Annotated in this window: 17 protein-coding genes, 1 pseudogene and 1 riboswitch; of the genes and pseudogenes, 10 read left to right on the top strand and 8 right to left on the bottom strand. The window is 73.4% G+C overall.

The genetic code is table 11. The annotated features are described in order from the left end of the window. Positions 1-1,004 (top strand): cbb3-type cytochrome c oxidase subunit I (locus tag ACLJT4_RS41165; protein ID WP_411130220.1); only part of this gene is annotated, 1,004 nt, incomplete at its 5' end. Positions 1,005-1,012: 8 nt separating this feature from the next. Continuing rightward, positions 1,013-1,387, top strand: a complete 375-nt coding sequence (locus ACLJT4_RS41160) for a hypothetical protein (protein ID WP_411130219.1) — start codon at positions 1,013-1,015, stop codon at positions 1,385-1,387. Here the strand turns inward: ACLJT4_RS41160 and ACLJT4_RS41155 are convergent. Beyond that, a complete protein-coding gene (locus ACLJT4_RS41155; RefSeq protein WP_411130218.1) occupies positions 1,359-2,591 on the bottom strand; it encodes a cytochrome P450 in 1,233 nt (410 codons plus the stop codon). The two genes, ACLJT4_RS41160 and ACLJT4_RS41155, sit on opposite strands and share 29 nt — an antisense overlap. A 275-nt stretch (positions 2,592-2,866) precedes the next feature. Between ACLJT4_RS41155 and ACLJT4_RS41150 the strand changes: the two genes are divergently transcribed. Then, complete coding sequence (locus tag ACLJT4_RS41150; RefSeq protein WP_411130217.1) at positions 2,867-4,036, top strand: steroid 3-ketoacyl-CoA thiolase; 1,170 nt, start codon at positions 2,867-2,869, stop codon at positions 4,034-4,036. 58 nt (positions 4,037-4,094) lie between these two features. On the opposite strand, the gene ACLJT4_RS41145 is transcribed toward ACLJT4_RS41150, so the two are convergent. The 6 genes from ACLJT4_RS41145 to ACLJT4_RS41120 form a co-directional block, all read right to left on the bottom strand. After that, positions 4,095-4,973, bottom strand: a complete 879-nt coding sequence (locus tag ACLJT4_RS41145; RefSeq protein WP_411130215.1) for an ECF transporter S component — start codon at positions 4,971-4,973, stop codon at positions 4,095-4,097. After that, a complete protein-coding gene (locus ACLJT4_RS41140) occupies positions 4,970-6,592 on the bottom strand; it encodes an ABC transporter ATP-binding protein (RefSeq protein ID WP_411130214.1) in 1,623 nt (540 codons plus the stop codon). Before ACLJT4_RS41140 ends, ACLJT4_RS41145 begins: the two co-directional genes overlap by 4 nt. After that, a complete protein-coding gene (locus tag ACLJT4_RS41135) occupies positions 6,589-7,836 on the bottom strand; it encodes a CbiQ family ECF transporter T component (protein ID WP_411130212.1) in 1,248 nt (415 codons plus the stop codon). Before ACLJT4_RS41135 ends, ACLJT4_RS41140 begins: the two co-directional genes overlap by 4 nt. Further along, entirely contained in the window at positions 7,833-8,504 is a 672-nt protein-coding gene (locus ACLJT4_RS41130) for an SCO2322 family protein (RefSeq protein ID WP_411130211.1), read from the bottom strand. Before ACLJT4_RS41130 ends, ACLJT4_RS41135 begins: the two co-directional genes overlap by 4 nt. Beyond that, positions 8,504-9,829 (bottom strand): prenyltransferase/squalene oxidase repeat-containing protein, encoded by a 1,326-nt coding sequence (locus ACLJT4_RS41125; RefSeq protein WP_411130210.1) that lies wholly within the window; start codon positions 9,827-9,829, stop codon positions 8,504-8,506. The genes ACLJT4_RS41130 and ACLJT4_RS41125 overlap by 1 nt, the downstream gene beginning before the upstream one ends. 220 nt (positions 9,830-10,049) lie before the next feature. Continuing rightward, positions 10,050-10,180: riboswitch (cobalamin riboswitch) on the bottom strand. A gap of 96 nt (positions 10,181-10,276) precedes the next feature. Further along, the gene (locus ACLJT4_RS41120; RefSeq protein ID WP_411130208.1) at positions 10,277-11,356 is read right to left on the bottom strand and encodes an MBL fold metallo-hydrolase; all 1,080 of its coding nucleotides are present in this window, start codon (positions 11,354-11,356) and stop codon (positions 10,277-10,279) included. Positions 11,357-11,583: 227 nt separating this feature from the next. On the opposite strand from ACLJT4_RS41120, the gene ACLJT4_RS41115 reads away from it, so the two are divergent. Both ACLJT4_RS41115 and ACLJT4_RS41110 read left to right on the top strand, forming a co-directional pair. Then, positions 11,584-13,035, top strand: a complete 1,452-nt coding sequence (locus ACLJT4_RS41115) for an aldehyde dehydrogenase (RefSeq protein WP_411130207.1) — start codon at positions 11,584-11,586, stop codon at positions 13,033-13,035. After that, the gene (locus ACLJT4_RS41110; RefSeq protein WP_411130205.1) at positions 13,035-13,268 is read left to right on the top strand and encodes a ferredoxin; all 234 of its coding nucleotides are present in this window, start codon (positions 13,035-13,037) and stop codon (positions 13,266-13,268) included. Before ACLJT4_RS41115 ends, ACLJT4_RS41110 begins: the two co-directional genes overlap by 1 nt. Before the next feature lie 100 nt (positions 13,269-13,368). On the opposite strand, the gene ACLJT4_RS41105 is transcribed toward ACLJT4_RS41110, so the two are convergent. Beyond that, positions 13,369-14,022, bottom strand: coding sequence for a TetR family transcriptional regulator (locus tag ACLJT4_RS41105; protein WP_411130204.1), 654 nt, complete (start codon positions 14,020-14,022; stop codon positions 13,369-13,371). Positions 14,023-14,260: 238 nt separating this feature from the next. Here ACLJT4_RS41105 and ACLJT4_RS41100 point away from each other — a divergent pair, with 238 nt between their 5' ends. The 5 genes and pseudogenes from ACLJT4_RS41100 to ACLJT4_RS41080 form a co-directional block, all read left to right on the top strand. Then, positions 14,261-15,646, top strand: a complete 1,386-nt coding sequence (locus tag ACLJT4_RS41100) for a glycosyltransferase family 4 protein (RefSeq protein WP_411130202.1) — start codon at positions 14,261-14,263, stop codon at positions 15,644-15,646. A 76-nt stretch (positions 15,647-15,722) separates the two neighbouring features. Next, complete coding sequence (locus ACLJT4_RS41095) at positions 15,723-16,535, top strand: methyltransferase domain-containing protein (RefSeq protein WP_411130200.1); 813 nt, start codon at positions 15,723-15,725, stop codon at positions 16,533-16,535. Continuing rightward, positions 16,532-17,602, top strand: a complete 1,071-nt coding sequence (locus ACLJT4_RS41090) for a prenyltransferase (protein WP_411130199.1) — start codon at positions 16,532-16,534, stop codon at positions 17,600-17,602. The genes ACLJT4_RS41095 and ACLJT4_RS41090 overlap by 4 nt, the downstream gene beginning before the upstream one ends. 129 nt (positions 17,603-17,731) lie before the next feature. After that, the gene (locus tag ACLJT4_RS41085; protein ID WP_411130197.1) at positions 17,732-18,319 is read left to right on the top strand and encodes a hypothetical protein; all 588 of its coding nucleotides are present in this window, start codon (positions 17,732-17,734) and stop codon (positions 18,317-18,319) included. Between the two features lie 110 nt (positions 18,320-18,429). Further along, positions 18,430-18,575: pseudogene (locus ACLJT4_RS41080) on the top strand (hypothetical protein); the annotation flags it as partial.

Here is an 18,575-nt window from a genome sequence, read left to right as displayed (position 1 = left end):
CCTTCCCGGTGCTGGCCGCCGCGCTGTTCGCCCTGGAGGCGGACCGTAAATTCGGTGCCCATGTCTTCGACGCGGCCAATGGCGGCGCATTGCTCTGGCAACACCTCTTCTGGTTCTTCGGCCATCCGGAGGTGTACATCATTGCGCTGCCGTTCTTCGGCATCATTTCCGAGGTCATTCCGGTCTTCTCCCGGAAGCCGATGTTCGGTTACGTCGGCCTGATTGCCGCGACGATCTCCATCGCCGGTCTTTCGGTGACGGTCTGGGCGCACCACATGTACGTGACCGGCGGTGTGCTGCTGCCGTTCTTCTCCTTCATGACATTCCTCATCGCGGTCCCGACCGGTGTGAAGTTCTTCAACTGGATCGGCACGATGTGGAAGGGCTCGCTGTCCTTCGAGACGCCGATGCTCTGGGCGATCGGTTTCCTGATCACCTTCGTCTTCGGTGGTCTGACCGGCGTCATCCTGGCGTCGCCCCCGATGGACTTCCACATCTCCGACTCGTACTTCGTCGTGGCCCACTTCCACTACGTCGTCTTCGGCACGGTCGTTTTCGCGATGTTCGCCGGCTTCCACTTCTGGTGGCCGAAGTTCACCGGCAAGACGCTCGACGAGCGGCTCGGGAAGATCACCTTCTGGACGCTGTTCATCGGCTTCCACGGCACGTTCCTGGTCCAGCACTGGCTGGGCGCCGAGGGCATGATCCGCCGGATTCCCGATTACCTCGCCGCGGACGGCTTCACCACCCTGAACACCGTCTCCACGATCAGCTCGTTCCTGCTGGGCATGTCGGTCCTGCCGTTCCTCTACAACGTCTGGAAGACCGCCAAGTACGGCGAGAAGATCGAGGTGGACGACCCGTGGGGCTGGGGCCGTTCGCTGGAGTGGGTGACGTCCTGTCCGCCGCCGCGGCACAACTTCACGTCGCTGCCGCGCATCCGCTCCGAATCCCCGGCGTTCGACCTGCACCACCCGGACGTCGCGCCCGCGATCGAGGCGTGAGGAGGCCCATGGGTGAGGAGAGCGGCGCGGGGCAGGACCTGCGCATGGCGACGGCGATCAACGAGATCGAGGGCTACCTGCTGTGGGAGGCGGAGCAGCGGCGGGCCCGCGGCCGGGCGGAGGAGTTCTGCGCCCGACTGCCCTGGCTCACCGACTCCCAACGGGCCGACGTGGTCCGCCACTACTGCCGGGAACAGCACGAGCAGTCCCGGTCCTACCTGGAGCGCATCGCGGTCCGCAGCGCCGCGCTGCGGACCGAGTACGAGGACGCCTACCGCGCGCTGCGGCGCCGCCTGGTGGCGGCGCTGCTCGGCGCCGGCGCCCTGGGGACGCTCGCCCTGGCGGTGCTCTCCCTCAGCGGTAGTGCACCTGGAGTTCCTTGACCCCGTTGAGCCAGGCCGAGCGCAGCCGTCGCGGGTCGCCGGCCAGGGAGATCCCGGGCACGGCGTCCGCGAGGGCGTTGAAGATCAGGTTGATCTCCAGCACGGCCAGCGACTTGCCCAGGCAGAAGTGCGGGCCGCCGCCACCGAAGCCCAGGTGGGGATTGGGGTCGCGGGTGATGTCGAAGACCTCGGGGCGGTCGAAGACCGCAGGGTCGTGGTTGGCGGAGGAGTAGAAGATCCCGACCCGCTGGCCCTTCTTGATGCGCGCGCCGCCCAGTTCGGTGTCCTGGGTGGCGGTGCGTTGGAAGGAGACCACCGGGGTCGCCCACCGCACGATCTCCTCGGCGGCGGTCGCCGGCCGCTCGCGTTTGTAGAGCTCCCACTGGTCGGGGTGGGTGAGGAAGGCGTGCATGCCGTGGGTGATGGCGTTGCGGGTGGTCTCGTTGCCGGCCACCGCCAGCAGCAGCACGAAGAAGCCGAACTCGTCGGAGCCGAGGTTCCCGTCGTGTTCGGCCGCCACCAGCCGGCTGACGATGTCCTGGGCCGGGCACTCCTTGCGGGCCGCGGCGAGGTTCATCGCGTACGAGATCAGCTCCATGGCCGCGTTGGCGCCGACCTCTTCGGTGATGGCGAGTTCCGGGTCGTCGTAGGCGATCATCTTGTTCGACCAGTCGAAGATCCGGGCCCGGTCCTCCTGCGGGATGCCGATGAGTTCGGCGATGGCCTGGAGGGGGAGTTCGCAGGCGACGTCGGTGACGAAGTCGCCGGAGCCCTTGTGCCGGGCCTCCTCGACGATCTGCCCGGCCCGCCGGCGCAGCGCCGCCTCCAGGGCGCGGACGGCCCGCGGGGTGAAGCCGCGCTGCACGATCTGGCGGACCCGGGTGTGTTCCGGCGGGTCCATGTTCAGCATGATCAGTTTCTGGACCTCGATCTGGTCGCGGGAGATGCCCTGGTTGAACCGGATGATCGAGGTGTTCAGATTGGCCGAGAAGACCTCCGGCTTGGTGGAGACCTCCTTGACGTCCTGGTGGCGGGTGACGACCCAGTAGCCGTCGTCGTCGAAGCCGGCGATGCCGTGCGGCTGGGCGTTCCACCACACGGGCGCGGTCTGCCGCAGCCGCGCGAACTCCGGCAGCGGGACCCGGGACTGGTAGACGTCGGGGTCGGTGAAGTCGAACCCTTCGGGCAGCGCGGGGCAGTGCATCGGCGACTCCTGGTCCAGCGGACGTCGGACGCTCTGACGGTACCGCCCGACAAGGTGTCTGACGGTGCATCAGATGCAGGTCGCGGTGAAGGTAGTAACGAGTTCCACAAGTGGCAAGAGCCACGGCAAGACCTCTTGCGCACAAGGGCGTTGCAGCCCTCTTGCGCCACGCCGGGCGGCTCACGAGACTGTTCGCAGAACTAGAACGCGTACTAGTTCTTCCCTCCGTGGGCGTCGGGACGCCCACGGACGCGAGGAGAGGACGAGTTGAAGTCATGGCCGCGGAACCCGTCATCGTCGAAGCCGTACGCACCCCGATCGGCAAGCGCGGAGGTGCGCTCGCCAACCTCCACCCCGCCTACCTCCTGGGCGAGACGTACCGCGAACTCCTCGCCCGCACGGGCATCCAGCCCGACTGCGTCGAGCAGATCGTCGGCGGCACCGTCACCCACGCCGGCGAACAGTCCATGAACCCCGCCCGCAACGCCTGGCTCACCATGGGCCTGCCCTACGAGACCGCCGCCACCACCGTGGACTGCCAGTGCGGCTCCTCCCAACAGGCCAACCACATGGTCGCCAACATGATCGCGGCCGGCGTCATCGACGTCGGCATCGGCTGCGGCGTCGAGGCGATGTCCCGCGTCCCCCTCGGCAGCGGCTCCAAGCACGGCCCCGGCAAGCCCTGGCCCGACGAGTGGAACGTCGACCTGCCCAACCAGTTCGAGGCCGCCGAACGGATCGCCCGCCACCGCGGCCTGACCCGCGAGGAGGTCGACGGGCTCGGCCTGCGCTCCCAAGAACGGGCGGCCACCGCCTGGGCCGAGGAACGCTTCAAGCGCGAGACCTTCGCCGTCCAGGTGCCCACCACCGAGGAGGAACAGGCCGCCGGCCAGGGGATGTGGCGGCTGGTCGACCGCGACGAGGGGCTGCGCGACACCAACACGGCGGCGCTCGCCGGCCTCAAGCCCGTCATGCCCTCCGCCGTGCACACCGCCGGCAACTCCTCGCAGATCTCCGACGGCGCCGCCGCCCTGCTGTGGGCCTCCAAGCGGATGGCCCGCGCCCTGCGCCTGAAGCCGCGGGCCCGCATCGTCGCCCAGGCCCTGGTCGGCTCCGACCCGCACTTCCACCTCGACGGGCCGATCGACGCCACCCGGGCCGTCCTCGGCAAGGCCGGCATGTCCCTCAAGGACATCGACCTGGTCGAGATCAACGAGGCGTTCGCCTCCGTCGTGCTGTCCTGGGCCCAGGTCTTCGACCAGGACCTGGAGAAGGTCAACGTCAACGGCGGCGCCATCGCGCTGGGCCACCCCGTCGGCGCCACCGGCGCCCGCCTCCTGGCCACCGCCCTCCATGAACTCGAACGCCGCGACAAGGAGTTCGCCCTGATCACCATGTGTGCGGGCGGGGCGTTGGCCACCGCGACGATCATCCAACGGCTGTAGCGGCCACCGGGCCCGGTCGGAGCTCTCCCGGCCGGGCCGTGATGCCGGTCGGGACAGGTCAGGACCGGTCCGGCGGCCCGCCCGGCGCCTCGAACGCCACCGGCGCCTCGAACGCCGCCCGGCGCGTCGCCCGGCGCAGCGCCTTCAACACCGTGCCGCCCAGCACGAAGGTGAGCACGACCGTGACCACCGCCCGCGGCAGGTCCCACCCCAGCGACGTGGCCAGGCAGTACGCGAGATAGCGCGTCAGGTTGGCGGAGAGCGGATCACCCGGCACGAACGAGACGCCCGACGCCAACCCCCCGATGTACGGCCACCCCTGGAGGTTCATCACCAGCCCGTAGCCGACCGACGCCACCGCCCCGTACCCCGCCAGCAGCAGCAACTCACGGCGGCCGCGCAGCCACCCCCGAGCTCTCGACCCCGCTCGGCCAGGGGCGTCCTCCACGGCCCCCGGCAGCAGCCCCGCCCCCATCGACACCCAGCCCATCGCCAGCATCTGGAACGGCATCCACGGCCCGACGCCACCGGTCAGCAGCGCCGACGCGAACATCGCCACCGACCCCAGGACGAAACCGAAACCGGGCCCCAGCACCCGCCCGGACAGCACCATCAGGAAGAACATCGGCTCGATGCCCGCGGTGCCCGCACCCAGCGGCCGCAGCGCCGCGCCCGCCGCGGCCAGCACGCCGATCATCGCGATCGCCTTGGCGTCCAGCCCGCGGTCCCCGATCGTCGCCACCACCACCGCCAGCAGCAGCGGCAACAGCGCGGCGAACAACCACGGCGCGTCCTGGGAATGCGCCAACCCCGAACCGGAACCGGCCAACAGCGGCCACCCGAAGGCCACCACCCCGATCGCCGACACCAGACACAGCGCGGCCACCGACCGCGGACCGAGCCGGACCGCACGCACCTGCCGCGCGGACGCCGTCACGCCACCGCCCCTTCCAGCGAACGCGCCACCTGCGCGACGGTCAGCCACGGCAGCGGCGCCAGCACCTTGGCGACCTGCGGGGCGAACGCGGGGGAGGAGACCACCACGTCCTCGGTCGGGCCGTCGGCGACGACCTCCCCGTCCGCCAGGATCACCACCCGGTGCGCCAACTCCGCGGCCAGTTCCACGTCATGGGTGGCCAGCACGCACGCCTGCCCCTCGGCGGCCAGCCCCCGCACCACCTCGACCAACCGGGCCTTCGCCGCGTAGTCCAGCCCGCGGGTCGGCTCGTCCAGCAACAGCAGCGGCGGCCGCGCGGTCAACACCACCGCCAGGGCCAGCGCCAGCCGCTGCCCCTCGGACAGGTCCCGCGGATGCGCCGCGTCCCGCACCCCGGGCAGCAGCCGGGCCACCAACTCCCGGCAACGGCCGGCCGGCGCGGCCGCGTCCCGGTCCGCCGCGACGCACTCCGCCGCCACGGTGTCCGCGGACAGCAGGTCACGCGGCTCCTGCGGCACCAGCCCGACCCGGCGCACCAGGTCCCGCGGCCGGGTCCGGTGCGGGACGGCGCCACCGATCCGCACCGACCCCGCCGACGGCTGGTGCATGCCCACCAGCGTCCGCAGCAACGTCGACTTGCCGGCCCCGTTGCGGCCCATCAGCGCGACCGTCTCGCCCGGCCGGACCGTCAGCCCGACCCCGTGCAGCACCGGCGTCCGGTCCCGGTGGACGCCCAGCCCGGCGACCGTCGCCACCGGCTCCGCGTCCGCCGCCGGCGCCGGCCCGGGCGCCGGCGGGGCCATCGCCGACAGCCGCTCCCGCAGCGGGGCCGCCCTGCGACGGGCGTCGCGCACCGACAGCGGCAACGGCGACCAGCCGGCCAGCCGGCCGAGCTCGACCACCGGCGGCCGGACCGGGGACGCCGCCATCACGCCGGCCGGCTCACCCATCACCGGGGCCGCGCCGGGACCGGGCAGCAGGATCACCTGGTCCGCGTACTGCACCACCCGCTCCAGCCGGTGTTCGGCCATCAGCACCGTCGTCCCCAGGTCGTGGACCAGCCGTTGCAGCACCGCCAGCACCTCCTCCGCGGCCGCCGGGTCCAGCGCCGACGTCGGCTCGTCCAGCACCAGCACCTTCGGGTGCGCGGTCAGCACCGAACCGATCGCCACCCGCTGCATCTGTCCGCCGGACAACGTGCTGATCGCCCGGTCCCGCAGCTCGGCCAGGCCCAGCAGGTCCAGGGTCTCCTCGACCCGCCGGCGCATCACGTCCGGCGCCAGCCCCAACGACTCCATGCCGTAGGCCAACTCGTCCTCGACGGTGTCGGTGACGAAGTGCGCCATCGGGTCCTGGCCCACCGTGCCGACCACGTCGGCCAGTTCCCGCGGCGGATGGGTGCGGGTGTCCCGTCCGCCGACGGTCACCCGGCCGTGCAGGGTGCCGCCGGTGAAGTGCGGCACCAGCCCGCACACCGCGTTCAGCACGGTCGACTTGCCGACCCCGGACGGGCCGACGAGGAGGCACAACTCCCCCTCGGGCACGGTCAGGTCGACCCCCTGGACGGCCGGCGCGGCGGCGTCCGCGTAGGTGACCGAGACCTGCTCGAAGCGGATCACTGGGTGGGCTCCTTCATAGACGGATCGGGACCGGAACGCCGGCCGGACGCGGCGGAGGCGCCGGATGCGACGGACGCGACGGAGGGTGTGGAAGAGGCGGACGGGACGGAAGACGTGGACGCGGCGGACCCGGCGGAGCGGCCGGCCGACGCGCCGCCCCCGGCCCGCGCCGGCACCGGCGCCACGAACGCCGGCAGCAGCCCCACCACCACCGACAGCGCCGGCCACAGCGGCAGCACCGGCGCCGTCAACGGCACCGCCGGCGGATGCAGCGCCCCCGGCGCGTAGCCGTTCGCCGCGATCATCAACGCCGCCACGGCGATGCCCGACCCCGACACCAACCAGGCCCGCACCCCCCACGGCTCCGGCCGGTAGCGGGTCCGGACCGACCGGCGGCCCCCCAACCACAGCCCGGCCAGCGCCGCCGCCAGCCCGACCGCCAACAGTGGCAGCCCGTAACCGGCACCGGTGTCCCCCAGCAATCCGTACGAGCCCGCGCACACCCCGAGCAGGCCGCCCAGCGTCAGCACCGTCGTCAACCGGCGCACGGCCGTCGGCACCTGCGCCGTCCGGCCGTACCCCCGCGCGTCCATCGCCGCGGCCAGCGCCACCGACCGCTCCAGCGCCCCCTCCAGCACCGGCATCCCGACCTGGAGCAGCGCCTTCACCCCGCGGTCCGGACGGCCGCGCAACCGACGGGCCGCCCGCAGCCGCTGCACGTCCGCCACCAGGTTCGGCGCGAAGGTCATCGCGACCACCACCGCCACCCCCGCCTCGTAGAGCGCACCGGGCAGCGACTTGAGCAGCCGGGCCGGACTGGCGAGCGCGTTCGCCGCCCCGACGCAGATCAGCAAGGTGGCCAGCTTCAGCCCGTCGTACAGCGCGAAGACCATCCCCTCCGCGGTGACCCGGCCCCCGACCCGCACCCCCTTCGCCCAGTCGGGCAGCGGGAGTTCGGGCAGCGTCACCAAGGTGTGCGTCCCCGGGATCGGCGACCCCAGCACGAACGCGAACACCAACCGGATGCCCAGCACCACCAACCCGAGCTTGACGAAGGCCCCGTAGGACCGCGCCCACGGCGCCTCGGTGCGGCGCGCCGCCACCACGTAGCCGGCCACCCCCACCAGCAGCGCCAGCAGCAGCGGATTGGTGGTCCGCGACGCCGCCGTCGCCAGACCGAGCGCCCACACCCACCAGGCGCCGGCGTGCAGCGCGGTGCTGCGGGTGGCCCGCGGCGCGCTCATCCGCGTCGCCGGCGCGCCTGCCACACGCCGGCCGCGCCCAGCACCACCACGGCACCGATCCCGCCGACCAGACCGGCCGACGGGCCGCCGTCGTCGCCCTCGCCCGCGGCGCTCGTGCGGGGCGCCGCCGACGGCTCCGCGCCGCCCCCGGACACCTGCTCCGCGCAGCCCGACCGCGGATAGCCCGCGATCGCGCACAGCAGCGCGTTGGCGTCGTACCGCAGCGGCTTGGCGACCGCGGCCAGCGCCTCGCCCGCCGAGGCGTCCGCCGGCACCTGCGCGCAGGCCGTGCGGCCCGCCGGCGGGCGCTCCCCCGACGGCGCGTCCGCCGCGGTCCCGAAGTCGATCACCACGCCGACCCGTTTGGCACCGGAACGGGCCGGGGTCCGGTCGCAGAGCGCGGCGAAGTCGGGGGCGGTCCGCGGGCCGGCCGCCTTGGCGGAGTCCACGCTCACCGTGAAGCGGAACCCCACGACGGACCCGTCGGCCGGCCGCGCGGTACCGGGCCCCTCCGTGGCGTAAGCCCACGAAGCGGTGGCGCCGGCCGCGGCCGGCTTCCCGTCCCAGAACGACCAGTACCGGTACTGCTGTGCCTGCGCGGGCCCGGCGCCCAGACCGGTCACCACCCCCGCCGCCAGCAGCACCCCGGCGGTCCGCCGCGCCCGCATCACAGCCCGGTCTTGTTCTTGTTGCGGCCGCTGATCAGGAAGCCGACGCCGGCGCCGACGGCCAGCCCGACGCCGATCACCCACCACAGTCCGATGCCGCCGCCGTCGCCGTCCTTGGCATCGTCGGCGGCGGCCGGCGACGCGGCGCTGTTGCCGGCCGGCGCGGGGCCGGTGGCGTTGAGCGCGGCCACCAGGTCGGTGCCGCCGAAGGACCGCGGGTCGGTGCCGGTGGCGTGCGCGGCGAGGACCAGCTGGGCGTACGCGGCCGGGCCGTTCTGCTTCGCCCAGGCGGTGGCGTTCTTCTCCAGCCAGGCCAGCGGCTGCTGCGCGGCCGCACCGTGCCCACCGGCCGCCAGCGCGACCACCGTGTCCGCGGTGTTGCCCACGTCGGGCTGCTGCTCGGCACCCGGCATCGCGGACTTCAGGTGCTGTCCGTTCGCGTCGAGCTGCCCGACCAGCCAGCTGGCGCCGCCGTCCGCGACCGCCGCGCGGGCGTCCGCGCCGCGGCCCGCGGCGCCGCCCTTCGCGCAGTCCAGCGCCTTGACCGGCTGGCCCGCGTCCTTCCCGGCCGGTGCCACGACGAAGCCCTTGCCCAGCGCGCCGGTGATCGCGGCCGCGGTCGCGTCGGCGTTCGGCGCGGCGTTCTTCAGCTGGAAGGTGAACGCCCCGCGCTCGCCCTCCTTCGCGTCGCAGCCCAGCTGGAAGCCCAGCAGCGCGTCGTACGGCGACTTGCCGCCCTTCGCCGTCACCGACTCCGGCTTCTCGCCCGCCGCGGCGAGCGCCCCGATCACCACGGCCGTGGAGTTGGCGTCGCTCTCCGAGCCGCCCTGTCCGCCGGGCATCGAGCTCCAGCCGCCGTCCGGGTGCTGGACGGACTTCAGCCACCCCACGGCCTTCTGCACCGCGTCGCCGTGCCCGCCGAGCGCGGTCAGCGCCTGGATCGCGGCGGACGTCTGGTTGGTGTCCCGCAGCGTGCCGGCGCCGCACGCCGTACCGGGATCGGCCCGGAACGCGGCGAACGCCCCGTCGGCGCACTGCTGCCCGGCCAGCCAGTCCACGGCGGCCGTCGCCGGACGCACCCCGACGGTGTGCTGCGCCAGCAGCGCCAGCGACTGCCGCCACACGCCGTCGTACTGCGGGTCCTTGCCGCCGTACAGCCCCTTGGGGAGCTTCTGCTGCGGCGGGGCCGCCGGGCCGTCGGCGTACGCGGCGGGGGCCGCGGCACCGGCCAGCACGGCGGCGGTCGCCAGGGCGGCCAGCGCCGTGGCGGCGCGGCGCGGCCGGGGGGCGGCGGAGTGCGGCTGCGGCGCAGCCGTGGGGGCCATGCGGGCCATCGGGTGGGTGCCTCTCGGGTCGGTCGGGTCGCGGCGGGATGCGGAGCCGAGCCGCGCTCGGGCGACCGTCCGCCGCACCCCGGGGGTGCGGCGCGGTGGCACCGGGCTCGGTTCCGCATACCTCGACGGTGGCGCGCACCGGCCAGCCGCAGCAGCGGCATGGGGGTCCCCGGCCCGAGCGAAGCCGAGAGCGGGGAGGGTCCGGTGGCGGGAGCCTTGGTCGTGCCCCATCGGGTGCTCCGGCTTACAGGTCCGCGGGGCGGCCTGCTCACGGTTGCGGGTCAGTGCCGGATTTCCACCGGCTTCCCCCGATCGGGTACGGATGAAGTTGTCCCGCACACCTTAACGCCGGCGCCGACGGCGGTGGGGCGCGCATCGGAGCGCGACGGGAGCGCCCCCAGCGCGCCCGCCGCCCCGCACCCGCCCGCCGGGGCCCGGCTACACCGCCACGTACCGCACCGGCATCGAGCCGGCGACCGGCTCGACGTGCCCCCGTTTGACCAGGTGGCGCAGGTGGGCCTCGGCCTCGGAGACGGCGATGGTGCGGGAGCCGGCGGGGATCTCGGCCCAGGGGCGGTTCCACTGCATGGACGTGGCGAGCTGCCAGGCGGTGAGCGGTTCGCGCAGCAGCGTGCGGAGGTCGGTCAGCCGCTCCTCGTGGTGGGCGATCAGCTGCCGGACGCGCCCGGCCGCGTCCGGGAAGGCGTGCTGGTGGGCCGGCAGCACCTCGGCCGGTGCGAGGCGGGCGATGCGTTCGAGGGAGTCGAGGTAGTCGCCGAGCGGGTCGCCCCGGTCGAGCAGGTCGGGGGCGACGTCGTCGGGGTCCTCGTACAGGCCGATGTGCGGGGTGATGCCGGGCAGGAGGTGGTCGCCGGAGAAGAGCCGGCCGAAGCCGGTGGGGCGGGTCGTGGCGGGGGCGCCCTGCTGGGCGGGGTGGGTCTCCTCCAGGTGGAGGCAGACGTGGCCGGGGGTGTGACCCGGCGTCCAGATCGCCCGGACGCGGCGGCCGGCCAGGTCGAGGAGTTCGCCGGGCTCGATGGCCCGGTCCGGCAGGGCGGCCCGCCGTCCGGGCAGCTTGCGGCCGCGCCCGGCGGCGCGGGCGGCCCGCAGCGGCTCCAGGTGGTCGTCCGGCGCTCCGGCCGTGGTGAGTTTGACGAGCACGTAGTCGAGCCACTGCCCCGGTTCGGCCGCGCGGCTGCGCCGGACCACCGCGGCGTCCGCGGCGTGCATGGCGATCCACGCGCCGGAGGTCTCCCGCACCGTGGCGGAGAGCCCGTGGTGGTCGGGGTGGTGGTGGGTGATCACCACCCCGTGGACGTCGGCGGGGTCGAAGCCGCAGGCGGTGATGCCGGCGGTGAGGGTGTCCCAGGAGTCCGGGTCGTCCCAGCCGGTGTCGATCAGGACCGGTCCGCGGTCGGTCTCCAGGAGGTGGACGAGGGTGTGGCCGAGGGGGTTGTCCGGGATGGGGACGGCGATGCTCCACACCCCGCCCTTGTGGTCGATCACCTGCGGTGCCATGGCTACCGTCCCCTCCCGCGCCGTCGTCGCCTCAACTATAACTAGAACGAGTTCCAACAACAGGGCGACGGCCGTGCTGGAGAAGGGAGTTGGGATTCGGCGGTGGGCGTGGACTCCACCGGGTGGAACTGGTATCAGTTCTGCTGGAACCGCAATCCTGATGGACCGTCAGAAATCGTGGTCCGTCGGGAGCGCAATCCGTCGAGACCGTCGGGAGGCGGACAGCAATGGGCGACCTCGTCGAGCACGGAAAGCTCTACATAGGCGGTGAGTGGGTCGATCCGGCCGGACCGGACACGATCGAGGTCGTCTCGCCGCACACCGAACGGGTCATCGGCCGGGTCCCGCACGCCGCGCGGGCCGACGTCGACCGGGCGGTGGCCGCGGCCCGGGCGTCCTTCGCGTCCGGGGTGTGGGCCGATGCCCCGCTGGACGAGCGGATCGCGGTGGTGACCCGTATCAAGGACGCGTTCGCGGTGCGCAGCGAGGAGTTCGCGCGGGTCATCGGCGCGCAGAACGGGACGCCGGTCACCTCGGGCGTGATGGTGCAGTCGCTGGCCGCGATGATGGTGTGGGACGCGACGCTCACCGTGGCGCGGGAGTTCGCCTTCGAGGAGCGGCGGGCCGGGGCGTTGGGGCCGCTGTTGGTGCGCCGCGAGCCGGTGGGGGTGGTCGCGGCCGTCGTGCCCTGGAACGTCCCGCAGTTCACCGCCGCCGCCAAGCTCGCGCCGGCGCTGCTGGCCGGGTGCTCGGTGGTGCTGAAGGTCTCGCCGGAGACCCCGTTGGACGCGTACCTGCTCGCGGAGATCGCCTCGGAGGCCGGCGTGCCACCGGGGGTGCTGTCGATCCTGCCGGCCGACCGGGAGGTCAGCGAGTACCTGGTCGGGCACCCGGGCGTGGACAAGGTGTCGTTCACCGGCTCGGTGGCGGCCGGCAAGCGGGTCATGGAGGTCGCCGCCCGCAACCTCACCCGGGTGACGCTGGAGTTGGGCGGCAAGTCGGCGGCGGTGATCCTGCCGGACGCGGACCTGGACGCGGCGGTGGCCGGCATCGCGCCGTTCGCGTGGATGCTCAACGGCCAGGCGTGCGTGGCGCAGACCCGGATCCTCGCGCCGCGCAGCCGTTACGACGAGATCGCCGAGCGGTTCGCGGCGGCGGCGGGCGCGCTCGTCGTCGGCGACCCGCTGGACCCGGCCACGGAACTCGGACCGCTGGTCGCCCGCCGCCAGCAGCAACGCTCCCTGGACTACATCGCGTTGGGCCAGCAGGAAGGCGCCAAGGTGCTGGCCGGCGGCGGCCGCCCGAAGGGACAGTCGACCGGGTGGTACGTCGAGCCGACGCTCTTCGGAGAGGTCGACAACGGGATGCGGATCGCCCGGGAGGAGATCTTCGGCCCGGTCATCTGCCTGCTGCCGTACGGGGACGAGGCGGAGGCGGTGCGGATCGCCAACGACTCGGAGTACGGGCTGTCGGGCTCGGTGTGGACCGCGGACACCGACCGCGGCATCGACCTCGCGCGACGGGTGCGCACCGGGACGTACTCGGTGAACACCTTCAGCATCGACATGCTCGGTCCGTTCGGCGGCTACAAGAACTCCGGCATCGGCCGGGAGTTCGGGCCCGAGGGGTTCGCCGAGTACCTGGAGCACAAGATGATCCACCTGCCGGCGGGTGCCTGATGGCGGAGCGTTGGCAGGTGACGGTGGACCGGCGGGTCTGCATCGGTTCGGGACTGTGCGCCGGGACCGCACCGGAACGGTTCCGGCTGGACGCGGCGCGCCAGGCGCACCCCGTCGAGCCGGAGACGGAGGCCGCGGACGGCGTGCTGGCGGCGGCCGAGGGCTGCCCGGTGGAGGCCATCGCGATCACCGCGGCGGACAGCGGTGCGGCGGTCTTCCCACCGGACGAGTGAGCGGCGGGGCGGGGGAGTCGGGCCCGTAGGGGGCGGGGCGGCCCGGCCCGTAGGGGGCGGGTGGGCCCCTTGCGGGCCCGCTACCCGCGGGCGGGAGCGGTCATGCGGAGGGAGGTTGACGGCGGTGGGGCCGCACCGGGGTCGTGAGGTCGATCAGCCGGCAGACCGTCTCGATGTCGATCTTCACCTGGGCGATCGAGGCCCGCCCGGACAGCCAGGTGATCAGCGCCGAGTGCCAGGTGTGCTCGATGACCCGGACCGCGGAGAGCTGCTCGGGGGAGGGCGGACCGTCCAGCCCCATGGCGTCGAGGATGATCGCGGTGGTCAGCCGGGAGACGGTGTCCACCTCGGGGCTGACGGACCGGTCGGCGAAGGTCAGCGCCCGCACCATCGCGTCGGCCAGGTGCGGTTCGCGCTGCAGGGCGCGGAAGGCCCGCATCAGCGTCTGGGCGACCCGGGCGCCGGGGTCCTCCTCCGACGGGGGGCGCTTGCGCAGCGTCTCGTGCATGTGCTGGAGCTGGTCCTGCATGGTGGCGACCAGCAGGTGCACCTTGGAGGGGAAGTAGCGGTAGAGGGTGCCGAGCGCGACCCCGGAGGATTCGGCCACCTCGCGCATCTGGACCGCGTCGAACCCGCCGCGGCTGGCGAGCCTGGCGCTGGTGTGCAGGATGCGGCGGCGCCGGGCCTCCTGACGCTCGGTCAAGGGAGGACTCGCCGGAAGCGCCGGCCCGGCCGCCTTGGATTCCGTAGTCATGTATCCCATTCCGTGGCTTTCCGTCCGCGATGCGGTGCGTGCCGGTGGTGCGATCGGCACAGCATGGCAGGGCCCGTGCCGTGGCGCGAATCACCTGGTGTGGCTCTTTTCGCTCCGTTCCCGGCCGGTAGATTCGAAACTCGGTGAACTGATCAGTAGCTTTTCAGTTCTGAAACTTGTTCTAGATTACCGCCAGCGGTTACGCTCCGGCGAAAGTCCAGCGAGAAGGGGGCCGTGCGTGACCGCAGAGGCCGTCCAGGCAGCCGCGCCCCGCCCGGCGGAGACCCCCTCGGCCTCCGCCCCGACGGACGGTGAGCGTCCCCTGCGGATCGCCATGCTCACGTACAAGGGGAACCCGTTCTGCGGCGGTCAGGGCGTCTACGTCCGCCACCTCTCCCGCGAGTTGGCCCGCCTCGGCCACACCGTCGACGTCATCGGCGCCCAGCCCTACCCCGTCCTCGACGGCGTGGACCCCGCCCGGACGGGACCCGGGGCCGTGACGCTGACCGAACTGCCCAGCCTCGACCTCTACCGCCAGCCCGACCCGTTCCGCACCCCGGGCCGCGACGAGTTCCGCGACTGGATCGACGGCCTCGAAGTCGCCACGATGTGGACCGGCGGCTTCCCCGAACCGCTGACCTTCTCGCTGCGCGCCCGGCGCCACCTCGCCGCCCACCGCGGCCAGTTCGACGTCGTCCACGACAACCAGACCCTCGGCTACGGCCTGCTCGGCGGCCCGGACGCGCTCGGCGCCCCGCTCGTCACCACGATCCACCACCCCATCACCGTCGACCGACGGCTCGACCTGGCCGCCGCGCAGGGCTGGAAGCGCCGCGCCTCGGTCCGCCGCTGGTACGGCTTCACCCGGATGCAGAAGCGGGTGGCCCGGCGGCTGCCGTCGGTGCTGACCGTCTCCGGCTCCTCCCGCCAGGAGATCGTCGAGGACCTCGGCGTGCACCCCGGCCGGATCCACGTCGTCCCCATCGGCGCCGACACCGACCTCTTCTCCCCGGACCCGGCCGTCCCCGAGGTGCCCGGCCGGATCGTCACCACCTCCAGTGCGGACGTCCCCCTCAAGGGCCTGATCCACCTCGTCGAGGCGCTGGCCAAGGTCCGCACCGAGAACCCCGAGGCCCACCTGGTCGTCGTCGGCAAGCGGGCCGACGACGGGCCGGTCGCCGCCGCCATCGAACGGCTCGGCCTGTCCGGCGCCATCGAGTTCGTCAAGGGCATCAGCGACGCCGAACTCGTCGACCTGGTGCGCGGCGCCCAGATCGCCTGCGTGCCCTCCCTCTACGAAGGCTTCTCGCTGCCGGCGGCCGAGGCGATGGCCACCGGCACCCCGCTGCTCGCCACCACCGGCGGCGCCATCCCCGAAGTCGCCGGCCCGGACGGCGAGACCTGCCTCGCGGTGCCGCCGGGCGACGCCGGGGCACTCGCCGCCGGCCTGCTCCGACTGCTCGGCGACGAGGGGCTCCGCCGCCGACTGGGCACCGCCGGCCGGGAACGGGTGCTGGCCCGCTTCACCTGGCGGCAGGCCGCCATCGGCACCGCCGAGCGCTACCGGGAGGCCATCGCCCGCCAGGTGGCCGGCGCCGCCGTGCGGGCCACCGGCCGCCGGTGACCCGCGCATGCCGTCCTCCCGCCGCCCACGACGTACCCCACCCCGCCCCTGACCGCCGGACGAAAGCGTAAACGCCGTGCTGACCGTCGACTTTTCCCGTTTCCCGCTCGCCCCCGGCGACCGCGTGCTCGACCTGGGCTGCGGCGCCGGTCGGCACGCCTTCGAGTGTTACCGGCGCGGCGCGCAGGTCGTCGCCCTGGACCGGAACGGCGAGGAGATCCGCGAGGTCGCCAAGTGGTTCGCCGCGATGAAGGAGGCCGGTGAGGCCCCGGCGGGCGCCTCCGCCGTCGCCATGGAGGGCGACGCCCTCGCGCTGCCGTTCCCCGACGACAGCTTCGACGTCGTGATCATCTCCGAGGTGATGGAGCACATCCCGGACGACAAGGGCGTCCTCGCCGAGATGGTCCGGGTGCTGCGCCCCGGCGGCCGGATCGCCGTCACCGTGCCGCGCTACGGCCCGGAGAAGGTCTGCTGGGCGCTCAGCGACGCCTACCACGAGGTCGAGGGCGGCCACATCCGCATCTACCGCGGCGACGAACTCCTCGACAAGATGCGGGAAGCCGGCCTTGAGCCCTACGGCACCCACCACGCCCACGGTCTGCACAGCCCCTACTGGTGGCTCAAGTGCGCGTTCGGCGTGGACAACGACCAGGCACTGCCCGTGAAGGCGTACCACAAGCTGCTGGTCTGGGACATCATGAAGAAGCCGCTGGCCACCCGCCTCGCCGAGCAGGCCCTCAACCCGCTCATCGGCAAGAGCTTCGTCGCCTACGCCACCAAGCCGCACCTCCCCGAACCGGCGGCGCAGCCGGAGCCCGCCGCGCCGAAGGCGGCCAAGCGCACCCGTTCCGCGGCCAAGCCCGCCGGCACCCGCGAGGCCGCCAAGTGACGAGTCCCGGGCGCACCGAACGGCTCGTCCTGCCGGGCGTGCTCACCGCCGAACAGGCCGCCGAAACGGTCGCCGGCATCGTGGCGACCCAGCGCACCGACGGCGCCATCCCCTGGTTCCGCGGCCACCACCTCGACCCGTGGGACCACATCGAGGCCGCCATGGCCCTGGACGCGGCCGGCGAACACGACCGCGCCGAGGCCGCCTACGACTGGCTGGTCCGCCACCAGAACCAGGACGGCTCCTGGTACGCCGCCTACGCCGACGGCGACGCCGACGCCCCCACCGACCGAGGCCGGGAGACCAACTTCTGCGCCTACCTCGCGGTCGGGGCCTGGCACCACTACCTGTCCACCGGGGACGAGACGTTCCTCGACCGGATGTGGCCGGCGGTCCACGCGGCGATCGAGTACGTCCTGGAACTCCAGCAGCCCGGCGGCGAGATCGGCTGGAAGCGGGAGGACGACGGCACGCCCGTCCGCGACGCCCTGTTGACCGGCTCGTCCTCCGTCTACCAGGCACTGCGCTGCGCCCTGGCCCTGGCCGAGCAGCGCGAGGAGCCGCAGCCCGACTGGGAACTGGCCCTCGGCCGCCTCGGCCACGCGATACGCCACCACCCCGAGCGGTTCCTCGACAAGTCCCGCTACTCCATGGACTGGTACTACCCGGTGCTGGGCGGCGCGGTGCGCGGCACGGCGGCCCGGGAGCGGATCGACGCGGACTGGGACCGCTTCGTCGTCCCCGGCCTGGGCGTGCGCTGCGTGGTGCCCAACCCCTGGGTCACCGGCGGCGAAAGCGCGGAACTGGCGCTGGCACTGTGGGCGATGGGGGAGTCCGACCGGGCCGTGACGATCCTCAAGTGGATCCAGCACCTGCGCGCCGACAACGGCATGTACTGGACCGGCTACGTCTTCGAGGACGAGGCGATCTGGCCGCGGGAACTCACGTCCTGGACCGCCGGTTCGCTGCTGCTGGCGGTGGCCGCACTGGGCGGCGACGAAGCCACCACCGCGGTCTTCGGCGGCGAACGGCTGCCGGTCGGGCTGGCACCGGACTGCTGCCGGTAGGCCCCGGACACTGCCCCGGCCGGGTGGGGGCGCCCCCGTACGGCCGTTTCCGGCTGGCGCCCCTCCGGCGGGCGGGACAGGCTGCGGACGATGCTCCCCCAGCCGAACCGAGCCCGCCGGAGGCGCGCCGTGACCGTTCCGCAGCCCCCCGTCCGTAACCGCGCCGCCCTGCGCCGGGCCGCCGTCGCACTGCCGCTGGTCTGCACGCTGAGCCTGGGCGCCGTCGCCTGCGGCGGCTCGAAGAAGGACGAGGGCCAGGCCAGCGCCTCACCCGCCGGCTCGCCCAGCCCCACCAGTTCGGTGGAGAAGCAGAAGTTCGCCAAGACGCGGTTCGTGACCAACGCCGGCCTGGCAGCCGGCGCCACCTACCAGTGGATCATCAAGCCGTACAAGGCCGGCGGGTTCCAGAAGGGCGCCGACCACCGCAAGACCACACTGGTCAAGGCGGGCCTGGCCGGCGTCTTCACCTACAACCGCCTCAAGGCCGCGGTCCGCAACGCGCAGGGTGATCCGACGCTCTCCAAGGCACTGGCCCCCCTCAACAGCGGCATCGACTCGCTGAAGAACCTCGGCACCAAGCTCCGCAAGGGCGAGGCCGGTCCCGGCGACGTCGACCAGTTCCAGAACGTCATCAACAACGTCAAGGACGTCGGCAAGAAGAACGGCGCCGAGGTCACCAACCAGGTCCCGAGCGCCTCCCAACTGAGCGGCGGCTGACGGGTCGCTGCGCTTGGCGGGGCTTCCCACGTTGTCGGCCGTCCCGCCGTGGGGGTTGTTGTTTGCGCCTGCGGCGCGGGGCCGCTGCGCGGGGCTTGTGGGGTGCGGTGCCGGGGGTGCGGGTGGTGGGGTGGAGTTCGCCGCGGGACCGGGCGTTGCGGGACTGTACGGACGCGTTCTTGTTGGGGGACGCGCTGTTGGTGGCGCCGGTGTTGGAGGCGGGGGCGGTGCGGCGGGCGGTGCGGGTGCCGCGCGG

Source organism: Streptomyces sp. x-19 (assembly GCF_046549115.1).
GTDB classification, from domain to species: Bacteria; Actinomycetota; Actinomycetes; order Streptomycetales; family Streptomycetaceae; genus Streptomyces; species Streptomyces albulus_C.
Note: the sequence above shows the minus strand (reverse complement) of the source record. Positions and strands in the feature narration are given on the sequence as shown.

Bases quoted from the DNA above. Each gene is read 5' to 3' on its own strand.
- ACLJT4_RS41130 (WP_411130211.1), bottom strand. From the start codon at position 8,504: ATGCGGGCGCGGCGGACCGCCGGGGTGCTGCTGGCGGCGGGGGTGGTG.
- ACLJT4_RS41125 (WP_411130210.1), bottom strand. From the start codon at position 9,829: ATGGCCCCCACGGCTGCGCCGCAGCCGCACTCCGCCGCCCCCCGGCCG.
- ACLJT4_RS41105 (WP_411130204.1), bottom strand. From the start codon at position 14,022: ATGACTACGGAATCCAAGGCGGCCGGGCCGGCGCTTCCGGCGAGTCCT.
- ACLJT4_RS41115 (WP_411130207.1), top strand. From the start codon at position 11,584: ATGGGCGACCTCGTCGAGCACGGAAAGCTCTACATAGGCGGTGAGTGG.
- ACLJT4_RS41160 (WP_411130219.1), top strand. From the start codon at position 1,013: ATGGGTGAGGAGAGCGGCGCGGGGCAGGACCTGCGCATGGCGACGGCG.
- ACLJT4_RS41135 (WP_411130212.1), bottom strand. From the start codon at position 7,836: ATGAGCGCGCCGCGGGCCACCCGCAGCACCGCGCTGCACGCCGGCGCC.
- ACLJT4_RS41120 (WP_411130208.1), bottom strand. From the start codon at position 11,356: ATGGCACCGCAGGTGATCGACCACAAGGGCGGGGTGTGGAGCATCGCC.
- ACLJT4_RS41150 (WP_411130217.1), top strand. From the start codon at position 2,867: ATGGCCGCGGAACCCGTCATCGTCGAAGCCGTACGCACCCCGATCGGC.
- ACLJT4_RS41110 (WP_411130205.1), top strand. From the start codon at position 13,035: ATGGCGGAGCGTTGGCAGGTGACGGTGGACCGGCGGGTCTGCATCGGT.
- ACLJT4_RS41155 (WP_411130218.1), bottom strand. From the start codon at position 2,591: ATGCACTGCCCCGCGCTGCCCGAAGGGTTCGACTTCACCGACCCCGAC.